Origin of the sequence: Bacillus sp. es.034, assembly GCF_002563655.1 — a bacterium.
In the GTDB taxonomy this organism is placed as follows: domain Bacteria; phylum Bacillota; class Bacilli; order Bacillales; family Bacillaceae_B; genus Rossellomorea.
The window spans coordinates 3,000,902-3,017,435 of record NZ_PDIY01000001.1; the positions used below are offsets into that span (position 1 = coordinate 3,000,902).

General features: G+C 42.5%; 16 protein-coding genes and 1 pseudogene. 4 read left to right on the plus strand and 13 right to left on the minus strand.

Features of this window, described 5'->3' with window-relative positions; all coding sequences use genetic code 11:
* Positions 1 to 48: 48 nt before the first annotated feature.
* The 4 genes from ATG71_RS15390 to acnA form a co-directional block, all read right to left on the minus strand.
* Positions 49 to 192 carry an acid-soluble spore protein N gene (locus ATG71_RS15390; protein ID WP_034759295.1) on the minus strand — a complete coding sequence of 48 codons (144 nt, stop codon included), beginning with the start codon at positions 190 to 192 and terminating at the stop codon, positions 49 to 51.
* 104 nt (positions 193 to 296) lie between these two features.
* Complete coding sequence (locus ATG71_RS15395; RefSeq protein ID WP_079532604.1) at positions 297 to 443, minus strand: FbpB family small basic protein; 147 nt, start codon at positions 441 to 443, stop codon at positions 297 to 299.
* A gap of 193 nt (positions 444 to 636) precedes the next feature.
* On the minus strand, positions 637 to 1,224 hold the full coding sequence (locus ATG71_RS15400) for a peroxiredoxin family protein (protein WP_098440337.1): 588 nt from the start codon (positions 1,222 to 1,224) through the stop codon (positions 637 to 639).
* 139 nt (positions 1,225 to 1,363) lie between these two features.
* Positions 1,364 to 4,075, minus strand: a complete 2,712-nt coding sequence (acnA, locus tag ATG71_RS15405; protein ID WP_098440338.1) for an aconitate hydratase AcnA — start codon at positions 4,073 to 4,075, stop codon at positions 1,364 to 1,366.
* A gap of 320 nt (positions 4,076 to 4,395) precedes the next feature.
* Here acnA and sspO point away from each other — a divergent pair, with 320 nt between their 5' ends.
* Positions 4,396 to 4,545, plus strand: coding sequence for a small acid-soluble spore protein O (gene sspO / locus ATG71_RS15410; RefSeq protein WP_098440339.1), 150 nt, complete (start codon positions 4,396 to 4,398; stop codon positions 4,543 to 4,545).
* Between the two features lie 173 nt (positions 4,546 to 4,718).
* Here sspO and ATG71_RS15415 read toward each other — a convergent pair whose 3' ends face one another.
* Complete coding sequence (locus ATG71_RS15415) at positions 4,719 to 4,976, minus strand: hypothetical protein (RefSeq protein WP_034759302.1); 258 nt, start codon at positions 4,974 to 4,976, stop codon at positions 4,719 to 4,721.
* 118 nt (positions 4,977 to 5,094) lie between these two features.
* On the opposite strand from ATG71_RS15415, the gene ATG71_RS15420 reads away from it, so the two are divergent.
* Positions 5,095 to 5,232: a small acid-soluble spore protein P gene (locus tag ATG71_RS15420; RefSeq protein WP_034759304.1), complete on the plus strand. Its 138-nt coding sequence runs from the start codon at positions 5,095 to 5,097 to the stop codon at positions 5,230 to 5,232.
* Positions 5,233 to 5,276: 44 nt separating this feature from the next.
* On the opposite strand, the gene selA is transcribed toward ATG71_RS15420, so the two are convergent.
* Positions 5,277 to 6,689, minus strand: a complete 1,413-nt coding sequence (gene selA / locus ATG71_RS15425; RefSeq protein ID WP_098440340.1) for an L-seryl-tRNA(Sec) selenium transferase — start codon at positions 6,687 to 6,689, stop codon at positions 5,277 to 5,279.
* A gap of 99 nt (positions 6,690 to 6,788) precedes the next feature.
* Between selA and ATG71_RS15430 the strand changes: the two genes are divergently transcribed.
* Entirely contained in the window at positions 6,789 to 7,181 is a 393-nt protein-coding gene (locus ATG71_RS15430; RefSeq protein WP_061809248.1) for an Hsp20/alpha crystallin family protein, read from the plus strand.
* 62 nt (positions 7,182 to 7,243) lie between these two features.
* Here ATG71_RS15430 and ATG71_RS24015 read toward each other — a convergent pair.
* Positions 7,244 to 7,429, minus strand: a pseudogene (locus tag ATG71_RS24015) (Rdx family protein); the annotation flags it as partial.
* A 230-nt stretch (positions 7,430 to 7,659) separates the two neighbouring features.
* Here ATG71_RS24015 and selD point away from each other — a divergent pair.
* Positions 7,660 to 8,712 carry a selenide, water dikinase SelD gene (gene selD / locus ATG71_RS15440; RefSeq protein WP_098440341.1) on the plus strand — a complete coding sequence of 351 codons (1,053 nt, stop codon included), beginning with the start codon at positions 7,660 to 7,662 and terminating at the stop codon, positions 8,710 to 8,712.
* Positions 8,713 to 8,764: 52 nt separating this feature from the next.
* Here the strand turns inward: selD and ATG71_RS15445 are convergent, their stop codons facing one another.
* The 6 genes from ATG71_RS15445 to ATG71_RS15470 form a co-directional block, all read right to left on the minus strand.
* A complete protein-coding gene (locus ATG71_RS15445) occupies positions 8,765 to 10,987 on the minus strand; it encodes an AAA domain-containing protein (RefSeq protein ID WP_098440342.1) in 2,223 nt (740 codons plus the stop codon).
* 125 nt (positions 10,988 to 11,112) lie between these two features.
* The gene (locus ATG71_RS15450; protein ID WP_098440343.1) at positions 11,113 to 11,754 is read right to left on the minus strand and encodes a lytic transglycosylase domain-containing protein; all 642 of its coding nucleotides are present in this window, start codon (positions 11,752 to 11,754) and stop codon (positions 11,113 to 11,115) included.
* 148 nt (positions 11,755 to 11,902) lie between these two features.
* On the minus strand, positions 11,903 to 12,031 hold the full coding sequence (locus ATG71_RS15455; protein WP_098441861.1) for a YjcZ family sporulation protein: 129 nt from the start codon (positions 12,029 to 12,031) through the stop codon (positions 11,903 to 11,905).
* 231 nt (positions 12,032 to 12,262) lie between these two features.
* Positions 12,263 to 13,792, minus strand: coding sequence for a glycine betaine uptake BCCT transporter (locus tag ATG71_RS15460; RefSeq protein ID WP_098440344.1), 1,530 nt, complete (start codon positions 13,790 to 13,792; stop codon positions 12,263 to 12,265).
* 746 nt (positions 13,793 to 14,538) lie between these two features.
* On the minus strand, positions 14,539 to 15,111 hold the full coding sequence (locus ATG71_RS15465; protein WP_098440345.1) for a 3D domain-containing protein: 573 nt from the start codon (positions 15,109 to 15,111) through the stop codon (positions 14,539 to 14,541).
* Between the two features lie 304 nt (positions 15,112 to 15,415).
* Positions 15,416 to 16,228 (minus strand): 3D domain-containing protein, encoded by an 813-nt coding sequence (locus ATG71_RS15470; RefSeq protein ID WP_098440346.1) that lies wholly within the window; start codon positions 16,226 to 16,228, stop codon positions 15,416 to 15,418.
* Positions 16,229 to 16,534 lie beyond the last annotated feature (306 nt).

The window sequence follows — 16,534 nt, forward strand, 5'->3', positions numbered from 1 at the left end:
AGTATAAGGGACGGACCTCTATGGCTGGTCCCTCTTCAAACGAATGAATTATTCACCCTTTGTTTGAATCACTTGTGCATGCTTACCTGATTTATCCTGCATTTGTTTTCCTTTGTTGCCTCCTGCAGACCTCGATTGTGTCCCGATATGGTTAGGTGCGAAGTGATTCGGACTTCCCTTTGAGTTACTCATGAATATCCCCCCTTACTAGTATGATTACCAAAATGACTAGGAAGAATAGGCGTAATAATTGGAAGTAATATTATCAGGGCAAAAAAAATAAGCCTCGTAATTTCTTACTCGGCTTTGCTTACTGGACGCTTTATTTCAAGTCTTGCATCAATGCGCTCTTCAATGGCATCAATGGCATCCTGATCCAACAGAAGTTGTTGTTTGTTTTCTTTCACCAGATCTGCAAATGATTTTTTACGTGGTCTGCGCAATACAATCCCCTCGCTCTCTATTGTGGTTTGTATAAATAGTATATCCAAATGTCAGATATTTTAAACAAAGGACACAATTGATAGTGGGGTTTGATTTGGGACTGGCCTGAGATAAGTGGTTCCCATTTATTTGAGGTCCGTCCCTTCTGTTCGCGCAATCATAAGGTTAGGGCTCTCTTTTCAGGTCCGTCCCTCACTTAATCAATGCTGTGAGGGAATGTATATTGGTGATTGCTCCGATTTGTTTGTGGGTGATGATGCCTTGTTCGTTGATGATGAACGTGGTGGGGACGGTCAGGATGTCATAAGCATTATTGATTTTGTCATCGGTGTCCAGCAGGATCGGAAATGAGAGTCCCAGTGATTTCTGGTATTCCTTGACGTTATATTGTGGATCGATATTGATAGCAAGGACTTCAACATCTTTCCCGTATTTCGTATAAAATTCCTGCATGACAGGCATTTCTTCTTTGCAGGGAGGGCACCACGTAGCCCAGAAGTTCACAATCACTTTCTTTCCCTTCAGTTCAGATAAGGTAATGGATTTGCCATCCAGGGTATCCAGCTTAAAATCAATGGCCCGGTCCCCTACATTCGGTCCCGGTACATTTTCCACTGGAGTAGTTTCAGAAACCTCCCCTTCTTCTATATCGATCAATTGGTTGTATTCATCAGCTTGTTGAAACGCGCTTTTCGAAAAGGATGCGGGGTCGGATTTATTCTCAATATAGAATGAGAAGAATAATAAGGTGACAAGTAAAACGCCAAATACGGATTTCAAAGGAGTGCTCTCCTCTCATGTAAATGATTTTACTATCATCATATGTAGGCTTGTCTCCCTTTAGTCATATATTTTTTGCACTTCTTTACGAGGAAATGAGAAAAAGCCCCGGGGATTTCCCCGGGGCTTTCAGCATGTATTATGCTTGTAATTTATTACGAAGAACCATTTGTAGGATACCGCCATGACGGTAGTAGTCTACTTCTACATCGGAATCAAAACGTGCAAGTACTTCGAATTCAGTCTTAGAACCGTCTTCAGCCACAGCTGTCACCGTTAGGATATCACGAGGTTTTACATCGTTTGTTACATTTACGGAAATCGTTTCTCTACCCGTCAATCCTAATGACTCAGCGCTGTCACCCTTCTTGAATTGAAGTGGAAGAACTCCCATCATCACAAGGTTCGAACGGTGAATACGCTCATAGCTCTCAGCGATGACAGTCTTGATACCAAGTAGATTCGTCCCTTTTGCTGCCCAGTCACGAGAAGATCCCATACCGTAATCTTTTCCTGCAAGAACAACTAATCCAGTTCCATCTTGTTGATACTTCATGCATGCATCATACATCGGCATCACTTCATCTTCCGGCCAGTAAGTGGTGAATCCACCTTCTGTGCCAGGAGCGATTTGGTTACGGATACGGATATTTGCAAATGTACCGCGCATCATCACTTCATGGTTACCGCGACGGGAACCGTACGAGTTGAAGTCACGTGGCTCTACATTATTTGCACGAAGGTATTTACCTGCTGGTGTATCTTTACCGATTGCACCTGCTGGTGAAATATGGTCCGTCGTGACTGAATCTCCAAATTTACCGACAACGCGAAGTCCGTTCAAGCCTTGAATGTCTTCAGGCGTCGTCGCAAGCCCTGTAAAGAACGTTGGATTTTGGATGTAAGTCGAATTTTCATCAAAGCTGTAAAGTGGTTCGTTACTTGTCTTGATTTCATTCCAGCGCTCGTTTTCAGAGAAAACATGCTCATATTCTCTACGGAATAATTCAGGAGTAACGGTTGATTTCACAGCATCCTTCACTTCATCCTGTGAAGGCCAGATATCTTTGAAGAACACGTCATTTCCATCTTTGTCCTTACCTAAAGAATCTTTTTGAAGATCGATGTCCACAGTACCTGCAAGTGCATAAGCAACTACGAGTGGTGGTGAAGCAAGGTAGTTTGCTTTCACAAGTGGATGGATACGCCCTTCAAAGTTACGGTTACCTGACAGGACGGACGTTAACAATAGATCAGCATCCGATACAGCCTTTTCGATTTCAGGGCGAAGTGGACCGGAGTTACCGATACAAGTCGTACAACCATATCCGACAAGGTTGAATCCGATATCTTCAAGATAAGATAAAAGTCCTGAATCTCTCAAGTAACCAGTTACAACTTTAGAACCTGGTGCTAGAGATGTTTTGACGTAATCAGGAACATTCATTCCAAGTTCCACTGCTTTTTTCGCAACTAAACCGGCACCTAACATAACATATGGATTTGATGTGTTTGTACAAGATGTGATCGCAGCGATTCCGATCGCACCAGTCGGCATCTCGACATCTTTACCATCTTCTGTTGTATATTTAGCCGTCTTGTTGATTTCAGATGCATCCAGACCAAAGCCTTGAACGCCTTCTTTAGCCGTGATGGACTTATGGAAAGCTTCTTTCATATCAGAAAGAGGAATTAAATCCTGTGGACGTTTTGGTCCTGAAAGATTTGGTTCCACTGCTGAAAGATCGATTTCCACTACATCTGTGTACGTTGGTTCTTCTTTTTCAGGAGTGAAGAACATCTCATTTTTCTTTAAGTATTCTTCAACCATTTTGATATGTGTTTCGTCACGGCCAGTCAGACGCAGATAATCCAATGATTCTGAATCAACCGGGAAGAAGCCGCAAGTCGCACCGTATTCAGGAGCCATGTTGGCAATCGTTGCACGGTCGGCAAGTGGAAGAGTTGCTACACCTGTACCGAAGTACTCGACAAATTTCCCTACTACCCCTTTTTGACGCAGTACTTGTGTCACTTTAAGGGCTAAGTCTGTAGCGGTTGCTCCATTAGGAAGCTCACCAGTCATTTTGACCCCGATAACTTCAGGGATTGGGAAGTATGAAGGCTGACCAAGCATTCCAGCTTCCGCTTCAATACCGCCAACGCCCCATCCAAGTACACCGATACCGTTGATCATGGTTGTATGAGAGTCAGTACCAACCAATGTATCAGGGTATGTTTCAAAATCGCCTTCAGTAGTTTCAACAGCGTGAACAACATTGGCTAGATATTCTAAGTTTACCTGGTGAACGATACCTGTTGCCGGCGGGACAGCACGATAGTTTTCAAATGCTTTTTGAGCCCAGCTAAGGAACTGGTAACGCTCAGCGTTTCGTTCAAATTCAAGGTCCATATTGGCCTGCAGTGCGTTAGCCGTACCATATTTATCAACCTGTACTGAGTGGTCGATTACCAAATCTACAGGGATTTCAGGATTGATCTTTTGTGGATCTCCACCGATATCTGCCATTGCTTTACGTAGAGACGCTAAATCAACTACAGCCGGAACACCGGTGAAATCCTGAAGGATAACACGTGAAGGTTTGAAAGGAACTTCTGCATCCTTTACTTCAGTTGATCCCCAGTTTGCCAGATTTTCAACATGGTCTTTGTTAATGACACGTCCGTCAAATTGACGAAGGACACTTTCCAAGAGTACCTTCACACTGTAAGGTAAGCGGTTAATTTTTGTTACTCCTGCTTCTTCAAGCGCTTTTAAACGATAATAATGATAACGTTTTCCTTCTAGTTCGAAAGAAGATCGTGCATTAAATACATCGTTCTTTGCCATTTCGATTCCCCCTCTAAACTGCATCAAACAATAAGTCGAAAAGTTTTCGTTTTAAACGAACTTTTCTCACATTTACATCTTAATACAAGCGATTACATAAGTAAATAACAATAAAGTTATTGTTTTTGATAAGTTTTACTTATCTAAATGATTAAACTCCTTAAGGTTTCTAGAAAAATATTGGTATAACAACATTTCTGGCCTTGTCAAATCGTGTCAGCTCGTCTAAAACATTATTTTAAAAAAATGAATCTGTTAGCGATTCCCTATTATAGATGGTCACAGATGGTGGCATTCTATCCTTATGGAGGTGTTCTACATTGGCAAAACGTAAAGCAAACCATGTCATGAATGGAATGAATGCAGCAAAAGGACAAGGCCAAGGTGCCGGTTACAATGAAGAATATTCGAATGAACCATTGACTGCAGCACAACGTCAGTTCAATAAAAAAAGAAAAACCAATCAGTAAAAAATAAAAGGGTGGCGATCAACGTTCTGCAAAAAATTTGTAGATATGGTCACCCTCCCTCCCTTGGAACTATTTTCATCTATCTTCCCCTACCCTCTTCGTTCAAATATAAAACCCACCCTTATCATTCGCAGGGTGGGTTTTAATTTGGCGGAACCAAAAGGTTGATCCTTTTATTGTTCATTCACTTCATTCACAATGGATGACAAGTCGGATTTGAATTGTTGAAGTTGTGCCCGTTGAGTATCCGAAGCGACTTCAAGTGCATTTTCAATTTGTTGATAAGCCTCATTTACCTCATTTTTGAGATGGGCCAATTGAGAGCCGTAGCTTGCTCCATCCAGTACCAGTTCGTTGATGGTATGCTGTACTTCCGTCACGCTTTGCTCGGCAGCCTGGAAGGCTTGTTGTTTATTTTTATTGTAAGGCATTGATGATCTCTCCTTATTCATAAATTAGCTTCTTTAGTTTAACCAAAACATCAGGAACCTATACGCGTGAATAAACGGATCATCAACTTAGCATCCTAAAGAGTAGGAGGGATGATACATGAACAAAAATGATGGCAAAGATATGCGTAAGAATGCTCCGAAACAATCAGGACAGCCGGAGCCGTTAAGTGGTTCACATAAAGTGAAGAACCGTAATCATACCCGTCAGAAAAATAATAGTAACCACGATATGTAAGAGATGATACAGGGAGTGCCGGCGCTTTATGCCTGCACTCCCTTTCAGTCTGTTCCTTGTATGGTCTTTAAAGCGTGGAGGATTTCCATCTGCTCGTCCATGGAAACGGTCCGGAGATCAAAGAGTGTGACACCGTCCTGGATCCTTGTAAGAATGGAAGGATTCCCCCTTCTGAACTTTTCATGAATAAGCTGTGATGAATCAAAAGCGTGGGAGACAGTGACAATGTACGTGTCTAATTCCACATCCGGCATCGTTCCTCCCCCGATCTGACTTTGTCCTTCAATGATGGATGAGGTGTAACCGCTCCCGAGTCCCTGTACATCCTCCACGAACTTCCGGGACTGATGCAGGATTTCTTCTTTGGGCCGGGTGATGGCTCTGATGGTTGGATTCTTCTCTTGTTCCTCCCCCTTTATGTATTGTAATAGAGTCATTTCCAGAGCGGCCAGTGTCATCTTATCTACCCTGAGGACGCGGGCAAGCTGATGCTTCTTTAATTTATCGATCAAACCCTTTTGTCCTGCAATGATTCCGGCCTGAGGTCCCCCTAATAATTTGTCTCCGCTGAATGAGACGATGTCTGCCCCTTTATCAAGCACTGACTTAACCATAGGCTCATCTCCAATTCCCAGTCGGGTGAAATCGTAAAGAGCACCGCTTCCTAAATCTTCATAATAATGGACATTGGAATGCATGCGGGATAATTCAGCGAGTTCTCCCGTCTGTACAGAAGCAGTAAACCCTTTCATGACAAAATTACTTTGATGAACCTTCATGATCATTCTAGTTTCATCGTTCACCGCTTCGTCATAGTCTTTTAAATGGGTCTTGTTTGTTGTGCCTACCTCATGAAGGAGAGCGCCGCTTTCTTCCATGATAGAAGAGATCCGAAATGATCCGCCGATCTCCACCAATTCTCCCCTTGAAACAATCACTTCTTTTTGCTTGGCAAGAGCAGTAAAGATAAGAAAAACAGCTGCTGCATTATTATTGACAACCATGGCTGCTTCCGCCCCGGTCAATTCACAAATGAGCCTCTCTGCATGACTATGCCTCGAACCCCTGACACCTTCATCGATGTCATATTCCAGATTGCTGAAATGACAAGATGCAGTCATGACATGGTTCATCGTTTCCTGACCTAGCCGTGCCCGCCCCAGGTTCGTATGTAAGATGGTTCCTGTTGCATTTATGATCCTCCTGAGGGACAGGGAATGAGATTTGCGTGCCAAAGCTTCAGTTTGGCCAAATACCTCATCAATGAAATCTGTTGAAGATGGATGAGGTCCCTTCCACTCTTCATTCAGGATGCTCGTCCTGCAAATCGAGATCACCTTTTTCAAGAGGTCCGTCCCTCTTTCCGTCGAAAGGTTGTGATGATCGAGGAAAGTATGGAATTGTTTGGTCTGCTTCAATTCGTGTATGGATGGAATGTGTCTGACAAGATGGTTCATGACTTTTGCCCCTTCTTTCTTTTCCCTGATTATAACACCCTCACCATTTATAGTAGAAAGAATACTATATGTAAAAGAGTTGTTGGGGGTCAGGTGTAAATGAGTAAGGATAAGGAGGATTTCTATCTAGAGAAATGGGAGGAGAGTATGAAGGATTGGTTATTGGATCCTGCTACGGTTCAGTTGGATGAACAAGAATTCCGTGTGGATTTTCTTGATACGACGGAATCGTTCATAGTGGAGATCGAGACAGAAAATATTTGTCCCGAAGAATTGATTATTAAAAAAAAGGATACGCAATTGCTGGTATTGATCATGCTGAAAGACGAAAGTAAAATCAGAAAACGATCCATTCGTTTTCCTTTCTGCTTAAAACAACGGGCCATTACCTATTCCATAGAGCATCATACAATCGAAATCAATGTGCCTAAAAAGGCATGTTCCACCCCCTCATCCATCGTGATTCGAGTTCAGGGATTGTCGAGTGAATAACCGTCATTCTTTAAATAGAAGAAAAGGTCATCAGCCCGTGCTGATGACTTTTTCTATGTGCTTTACTGCGACTCAATGATTGAAATGGTCTCGTTGATATCAGGAAAAACGCCTGTATCGAGTTTGGAGTAAATCTTTTTACCGTCTACTGTAATCTCGAATGCCCCTCCGGAAGACGGTACTAACGTCAGTTCCTTGATATCGGATCTGAAATGGTTGAATAACTGTTCCGCGAAACTCGCGGCTTTAGGTGCATAGTTTCACATCATACAGAATTCAATCGTCATTTTCACAACGTTCATCAAAATCAGCCTCCTTCCAAGATCACTTCCACGTGTATGTTCATTTTATTATAGGGGGAATACTTGTGCAAATATTCAGTCCTCTCCATCTTTTCCATTTCTCTCTACTTCACCTTTGCTCAATTGTATTTTTATCCTGTACAATGAATTTATTCATACATAAAGAGGTGAATAGAATGAGCAAGGAAGAGATCATCCGCTTAACAGAACTTTCTTCAAAAGCTGGCTGAGGCTGTAAACTTAGTCCTAGTGACTTGACGCAAGTTTTGCGTCAACTACCTCCTCAACCATTTACGAAAGAATTATTAGTAGGGAATGAATCATCCGATGACGGCGGCATCTTTCAGCTGACAGATGACCTCGCTATGGTTCAAACGGTTGATTATTTCACTCCGATTGTGGACGACCCTTACCAATTTGGTCAAATTGCAGCAGCAAATGCTTTAAGTGATGTGTATGCGATGGGTGGAACGCCGAAAACCGTTTTAAACATTGTAGGCTTCCCCATTAAGAAGCTTGGAAGCGAGATGCTTGCGGCTATCCTTAAAGGGGCACAAAGCAAAGTGATCGAAGCCGGTGCCGTAACCGTGGGAGGACATTCCATTGACGATCAAGAGCCTAAATTCGGCCTGAGCGTGACAGGAATCGTTCATCCGAAAAAATATTGGACCAATACAGGTGCCCAAGAAGGAGACGTCATTGTATTGACAAAGCCATTGGGTGTTGGAATCCTGACAACTGGTATCAAGCGAAAGGTTGTGACTCCCTCCCAGGAAGCGTCTGTCATCGAGGTGATGAGCATGCTGAATAAAACGGCTGCAGAATTGCTGCGGAAATTTCATCCTAATGCCGTGACCGATGTGACAGGGTTTGGGTTAATGGGGCATGCATATGAAATGGCGAAAGGCAGTAACGTATCAATTGAATTCTCTTATTCCTCCATCCCGCTTTTAGAAGGGACGAAGGAATTAGCAGATCAGGGAGTCATTCCCGGGGGATCAAAAGCGAACGCCACTTGGCTTCAAGACATGGTGCACTATGAAGCAGGCCTTACCCAGGAAGAACGATGGATCCTCTCTGATGCCATCACTTCCGGAGGTTTACTTGTCAGCCTGCCTCGTTCCGAAGGACAAAAATATGTAGAAGAACTTCAGCGCCACTCCATCTCTGCGAGTATCATTGGACATGTCCGACCACAGCGAACGTGGAGTATAACGGTAGAAAAATAAGAAAACGGGGATCCATTCGAGGAAGAAAGCAGCTCAAATGGATCCCCGTTTTTTATTCTTCAATCATTTTGAAGAACTGGCGGGTTATTTTTTTGGATAAGATTCTCACCTGGAACGGAAATCGATTCGATACCTTTGTAAAAGAATTGAACCAGATTACTTTTTCATCGAATGCGATGAATGGTATCTGGGTGGTGGATTTTTTTATTTTGACGCTTGAAGACAAATGTATACCACTGCCTGTTCGAGTGAAAATCGTCACCTCTTTATCCTTTGCTGCCATTTGTAAGGCACGCATCATATCGTTTGGAATTCCCCTTAAATCCTGGACATTCACTATGATTTCTGTTTTTGCAGCTGCCATATCTTTACCAAGCTTATGATGGTCATGTGTTCTGAACCACTTCATTTTCTTTGTGGAAGTTGGCACGAGTGAGGCGCTCGTTTCGTTATGCGTTTCCTTCTGAAGGTGAGAAATGAATTGATGCACAGGTTTAGAAGGATGAGTCTTTTCCTGAATGAATCCATCATTCCCCACTAAAATGAATTTCCCCTTGGCGCGGGTGACGGCTACGTTGATCAGTCTTTCGCTGCCTTTCCGGGTAATCAACGTACCCGGACTGCCGTGGGATTCCCCGTCGACTAAATCGAATAGAATCATATCATTTTCCGACCCTTGAAAACCATGAACCGTGGCGGCGTAGAGGTCGGCTGAAGGGGCAATACTCTTTACCAGCTCATCTAGTAAGAGATTATACCATTTGGCCTGGGCACGGTACGGTGTCACAATCCCAACAGAAAGTAACCCATCCCGTATGGACTGAAGCGTCAGCTGGATCGTGACTAAGCTTGACAACAGATTCCATCGCGATCCTTTTTGAGTTTCTGCCCACTCCGTCCCTTCTGTCAGGGAAAATAGGACCGCTCCATGTGACGGGAAAGGTTTCTTATTGGTGATGTTCTCCCGAATCGTTTTGACCGAATGATGATCCCCCACCCTTGACTGATAAATATATCGATTGGTGAATGCCGAAATGCTTGGGTGCATTCTCCTTTGTTCCGGGAGTAATAAGAGATGCGGGTGAGTCAGTCCTTTCCCGACGGCTCCTGCCACTCCGGCTGCATGAAAGATGTCTTCCTTCAGCCACTTGGCTGCCAGGGGATGAAAGGAAGTTGAGATGGGTGGAAGTTGTTTGAAATCGCCACAAATGATGATTTTCTTTCCCAGGGATGCAGCGAATGCCACTTGAGGTATATAGGCCATGCTTGCCTCATCCACAATCACTAAATCGAATTCCTCTTCATACAGAAGTCGGTCAATGGCCGCCTTTGAGAGGGTGGTTCCGATCACCTTGGCCTCCGAAACCAACTCTCCTTCCCTTCGCTTGAACGTTTCTTTGATTTTTTGATAGTGGACCTCAAGATGGGACAACCTCTCTGAATCATAAGAAGAATAGGTTTTCGACAGTTTGTTCTTTAACCTTCTCCTGTATTTTTCTACCTTCCCTTTTTCCTCGGAAAGAGTCGGATCCTGTTGTTCCAGTAATTGAAGAGCGCTTAAATCCGTCACATCGTCCCTATAGGTTTTCCTACTTGTACCGTACCGGATCACCTCTCCGGGGGTCCAACGGTCATGGTTGCTTAGAAAATGATGCATTTCTTCTATTAATACATCCACTGCTGCATTACTATGGGATAGAAGCAGCACTCTCTTCCCTTCTGAATAATGATAAGCCGCCACTCTTGCCAGGGTATACGTCTTGCCTGTTCCAGGCGGTCCCCACAGATACGTAACAGGATTATATTTACTTCTGACATAAGCTTCATGCAATGGGGTCTTGTATTCGGCTGCTGGCTGCCTTTGAGCATTCTCCGGAAACATCACCTTCTGGATTCGCTGGGTTTTCCCGTGTCGTTCCCTTGCTTCATCCAACCGTTCCATCAGCTTCTCAAGGATATCCCAGGGCTCGTGAAGAATCTGTCCGTATGATACTGTATCCCCGAGGAACTGATCGAGCTCTATGATGCATTCCCGTTCCTCTGAATTAATCACGACGCCCTGGGTTGAAGAATGCTTCCGTTTATACATGACGCTTCCCCCTTCAGGCAGGGAAGCGGGATAGTGAAGGGTGAACCAATAAATATAGGCACCTTCTTCTTTACGGATGCATCTTCCTTCATCGATGAGGATCCCATTCGTTTCCCGTTTTTTTAACTGCAGGATCTCCATATCCAAAGCAGATTTCCACTCTTCTATCATGTCTGTTATCTTCATTTTAAATCACCTTTGTCATCCGATAAAAATTCAAGACCTTTATCATAACAATTTATTGAAGGAGTGTATAGGAATTCAAAAAAAGAACCATTTCAAAGAAATGATTCTTTCTGATGAGTCATCCATTACATTGGATGCCCTGTATTATCCTCGTCCTCTTCCACGAATCGGTCCGCATAATACAGGACATCTTCAACATATTGTTCGCTATGGTTATATGCAAATACAGCTTGTTCGATCTTTCCTTCAGCAGCTCCGTTATGAGCGAGATAGTTGGCTGCACTGAATATGGCATCCTCCATCTGAAAAGGATCGGCTTTACCATCCCCGTTTGCATCCACGCCGTATCCGCCATATTTTTCAATGACGGCAGGGTCCGTTTTTTGATCTGGAGGGATATCCCCTTTACCAAGTCCAGAGCAACTTGGGTGGGACCAGCCTACAAAGGTACAGGGCATAAACTGCATGTGGCCCTCTGCCCCCGCTGGAGAGACGAGGGACTTCATGGTCGAGAATTTCGTTTCAACCCTGTGGTGGGCGGCCAGAAGATACCAGGGTACCCCATATTCCTCTTCAGCTGCCTTATAGATGGGGATATACTCAGAAGGTATCTCATCTTTTCCGAGGGATGAGAGGTTAAATGAAGGGTCATCATAATGGAGGACATAATAAATAGCTAAAATGATAATGGGGATGAGCAGGATTCTAAAGAGTGATGATTGCTTTCTTTTGCTGGACTGCTTTTTTCTGGCCGGTTTTTTTGTCATTGAAGTCGATCCTTTACAAGGTTATAGCTGCTCCTTGTATTCTAATATGAGAATTCATTTATGACAATCCATTTATGTATAAAAAAAGATGCCCCTAAGCAGAAGGCTCTCTGCAGCTAAGGGGCATCTATCCATTATCTATTTATTGTTAACAAACAAACGCTGCTCCAACGATAATTAATAGGATGAACAGAACTACGATTAACGCAAATCCACCAGCATAGCCGCCACCGCAGCCACCACCGTAGCCGTATCCAGGGTATCCATATCCATACATCATCAGTCACCTCCAGTTATCTTACTACGATATTAATGTATGTAGTGGACAAAATGTAGGTTAATTAAAATCATCCACCACTTTTTATCAATGTTCTGTAAACGGCTTGAAGTATGCATGAATAAAGGCTTTTTAATAAATTACTGGAAGGAAAAATGAGTAAAATGTCTAGGTGAACCTTATCAGGACATAAATAAAGCGCCTGGAAGTTTCCAGGCGCTATTAAGTCGTTTACATATGTTCTTTAGGTTCTTTTGTCTTTCTTGGCTTAGGTTTGATGTATAAGCCAAGTTCTTTTTTCTCCTTATTCAGTGACTTGTACAGAGAAACCATCATGAGTGCCATGATCACCGAGAACGGCAATGCTGCGACAATCAATGCATTCTGTAAAGCCTGTAACCCACCGCTATATAGTAAAATTAATGCAACGGTAGACTGTGCCAGTCCCCAAGTTAATTTCACATAGTTTGGCGGGGTTAACGAACCATAAGTCGTTTGCATCCCTAACACGAATGTAGCCGAGTCAGCAGATGTAATAAAGAATGTTCCAATCAGTGTGATGGCAATGACTGAAAGAATCGTTGACCATTCAAATCCGTTAAAGACAGCAAACAGTACTTCTTCCGTTTTTAAATCCGAAAGAGCTGCGCCGGCTTGCTGAACTTCAATCGCGGAAGTACCAAAGACAGCGAACCAAAAGAAGCTGACAAGAGCAGGTAATAGTAATACCCCGATCAGGAATTCACGGATGGTTCTACCTCTTGAAACACGTGCGATGAAGATTCCAACGAATGGTGACCAGGAAATCCACCAAGCCCAGTAGAAAATGGTCCAGCCGTTGATCCATGTGCGGTGCTCTTCATTTAATGGAGCGATCCTGAAGCTCATAGCAGCGATATTTTGAATATAAGCTCCGATTGTGTCAGTAAACATATTGAGAATTAATAAAGTCGGTCCAATAAAGAATACCAATACGAGAAGTAATACGGCAAGAACCATATTTGTATTGGATAAGTACTTAATTCCTTTACTTAATCCGGACCATGCAGAAATCATGAACAGCACTGTCACAATCCCGATGATGATCGCCTGGACTGTGAAATTGTTTGGAATATCCAATAGATAAGATAATCCTCCGTTAATCTGTGCCGCACCAAATCCAAGGGTTGTGGCTACCCCTACAACCGTAGCGAATACAGCCAGCACATCGATGATCGTTCCGAGTGGTCCATTCATCTTATCACCAAAGATTGGTTTCAACGTCGCTGAAATTAACCCTGGCTCGTCTTTACGGAATTTAGAGTATGCAAGTGCTAAAGCAACGATCGCATAGATCCCCCATGCGTGAACCCCCCAGTGAAAGAATGTATAACGCATCGATTCTTTAATCGCCTGGTCGGTTCCCCCTTCTGCCGTCGGAGGGGTCATATAGTGAGACAGCGGTTCGGCTGCCCCCCAGAATACTAAACCAATTCCCATTCCTGCACTAAACAACATGGCGAACCATGTTCCTCTTGTATACTCAGGTTTTTCATCCGGTTTTCCTAATCGAATCGTTCCCATGGGACTAAAGATTAAGAACACACAGAAGATGACAATCACTGTAACTAAAATAAGATAATACCAACCAAAAGTTGAAGTGATAAATGTTTGCATTTTTGCTGTTACGTTTTCAAATGATTTTGGCGCGAAGGCTCCATATGCAACGGAAGCAACAACCAAAATGACGGTAATCCAGAAAACATTTGATATTCTCTTCATAAAATTCTCCTTTCCTTATTTAGGTTTTTGTTTTGGCTCTTTCTTAATGAAGGGAACTACAGTGGGGTTCGAGGTGTTTTTGAAATCGTATGTACACCTACTGTACTAGACCCCTCATCGAAGAGTCCAAGTTAATGCAAATGGGAAAATGTGCATTCTGAGGATGAGGGAAAGATTACTTATTACCTATTCCCTTGTCACTCTCTTATAAAACCAACATTTGTTACCGTATCAGAAAGAAGTTTAACTTTGCAAGTGAAAACCATCAATATTTTTATTAGTATTTGTCTTTTTTTCGTTTTCATTCCCTTTCATTTAGATGGCTTTCCGTCTATTTATCAATAATATTAAACCCCGTTTGATTGGAAATGAAAACGCTGTATAAATAATGTTCATTGTTATGATTGGTGAGAGTTTATTGCTATATAGGATGGTGTATAGCGAAAGGGAACACAATCAGGGCCGGATATCGAAAAGAATGAATTGGTAATTTTGACATGAATTTAGTGTGGTGAAACCCCTCTCTTAGTGGAACAAATAAGAGAAACAATGTGAGGAGGAAATCCAATGAAAAATAATAACAAGCGAACACAGCATGAAGCAGCAAAAAAATTGGCACAACAGCAGATGGGAGAGGAAGTCGAATTGAAATCCGTCGCTCCCTCCGCCAAAAAAGGACTCAAGTAAAGCATGAAGGAAAAGAGAATCAATAAACAAAAGGACGCTGATCAGCGTCCTTTTGTTCGTTACTCTTTGATGATTTGGACTTTCACGTCTCTTACGCCATATTGCAGGGCATCTTTTTCTTTTTCCATATAGATATCGATGCGGTTCCCTTTGATCGCTCCACCGGTATCTTCTGCACGGGCATAACCGTATCCTTCAATATATACTTTGGAACCGAGTGGAATGACGCTTGGATCAACAGCAATGACTCTCTCATCGGGATTCTGAATCAAATCCACGCCTGTCTTTGTTATACCGATACACCCTTCACAATGAGCGGTATAAGCGGTTGCTGTGATATCTAATTCTTTCACGACATTATCTTTCTCTTGATTCGGGGTCTTTGCAGCCTTTACTGCTTGCCCGTCTTCAGAATCATCATTCACAGAATACCCTTCTTCTAACAATTGTTTGCGCGTGCCGACCTCGTCGACGGAAACATGATATCGGTTAGCGATTTCCCAAAGGATATCGCCTTCTTCTATATTATGATAATCATTGATAGCAGTATCATTACTCTCTGCAGAAGCAGAGGCAAGTCCGAATGAAAGAAAAACTGCGAAGGAAAAAATGGAAAATAAACCTTTTTTCATCTTGTCATATTCCTCCTTTTGTGTTTGGTCCTTAGACCAACAGTTGAAATAGTAACATAGACTTACCTCAGAAACATAACAAACTGTTTATAAACCAATAACAATTGGATGACAAGCGTGTAATATTTCTACTATTCCGAAGAAAACGGCAGCCATTTCCCTACTTATTTCATGTAGAGGGAATAAATGTTGGAATCAGAGGTGTTTCTGTGAGAAGAAATATAATAGAAGGAATGTTAGTGAAGCCCCATGCGGAAATAAATGAAAAAAACCACCGGGACATGTCCCGGTGGTTTGTCATCTATTAGTTTGTTTCAAGAATTTTTACATTTACTGTTTTTCTTCCAAAATCAACGGCTTGATCCTTTGATGGAATGAAAACATCAATTCGATTTCCTTTGATCGCTCCGCCAGTGTCTTCTGCAGTAGCATAGCCATAGCCTTCAACATATACTTTAGATCCAAGTGGGATGACATTAGGATCTACTGCAATCACTTTCGCATCCGGATTTTCTTTAAGGTTCACACCGGTTGCTGTTGTACCTGAACAACCTGCACAATCGGCCGTATAGGCAGTTGCTTCTACTGTTAGTTCTTTTACTGCCTTATCTTCTGTAGCAGGTTCAGCTTGTGCTGGTTTTGCTTCCGCTGTTTCCGCTGCAGGTGCTTCAGCTTCTGGAGCTACTTCTGCTTTTGGTTCCGGAGCAGGCGCTTCTGCCTTCTCAGAAGTATTTGCAGCAGCTGAAGGTGCTTTATCGTCTAAGTTGATGACTAATTCTTGTCCAGGGACAATCAGGTCACTTTCAAGTGCGTTCCACCCTTTTAAGCTGTCTACTGAAATGCCATATAGGGATGAAATTCCCCAAAGAGTGTCACCTTTTTTCACTGTATAGTATTCCTTTGAAGAAACCTGTAATTCCTGATCAGGATAAATGATGGATGAACCCAGGTTGTTCCATGTCATGAGTTGATCAACGGTTGTTCCGTATTCTTTTGCAAGTCCCCATAAAGTGTCGCCTTTTTTTACTTCTATGTCTTGTGCTGAAGCGCTAGCTCCACCAGATACTGCAAGTGTTGTAAATGCAGCCACAGAAATAATCGATTTTTTTAGTTTCATAGAAAAATTCCTCCTTATGTAGCTAGCGGTTTATTTATTTTTGCTAACAGGGAAAATACTAACATAGTAAAATCTCAATTCAATAACAGGAACTTTAACATCGTGCGTCAAGAATATTTCACTACTGTAATAGAAAGCGATTTCCTGTATAAACTATCATGTAGAGGAATACTATGGTAAAAACGTTAGAATAATATAGATATAAAGGATATTTATGGATTTAATAGTGTTGGAGGATCCGTTATTGATTAAAAGGAATTTTGGACAGACACGGCCACTTAGCGTCAGAAAATTATTGAAAGAAAC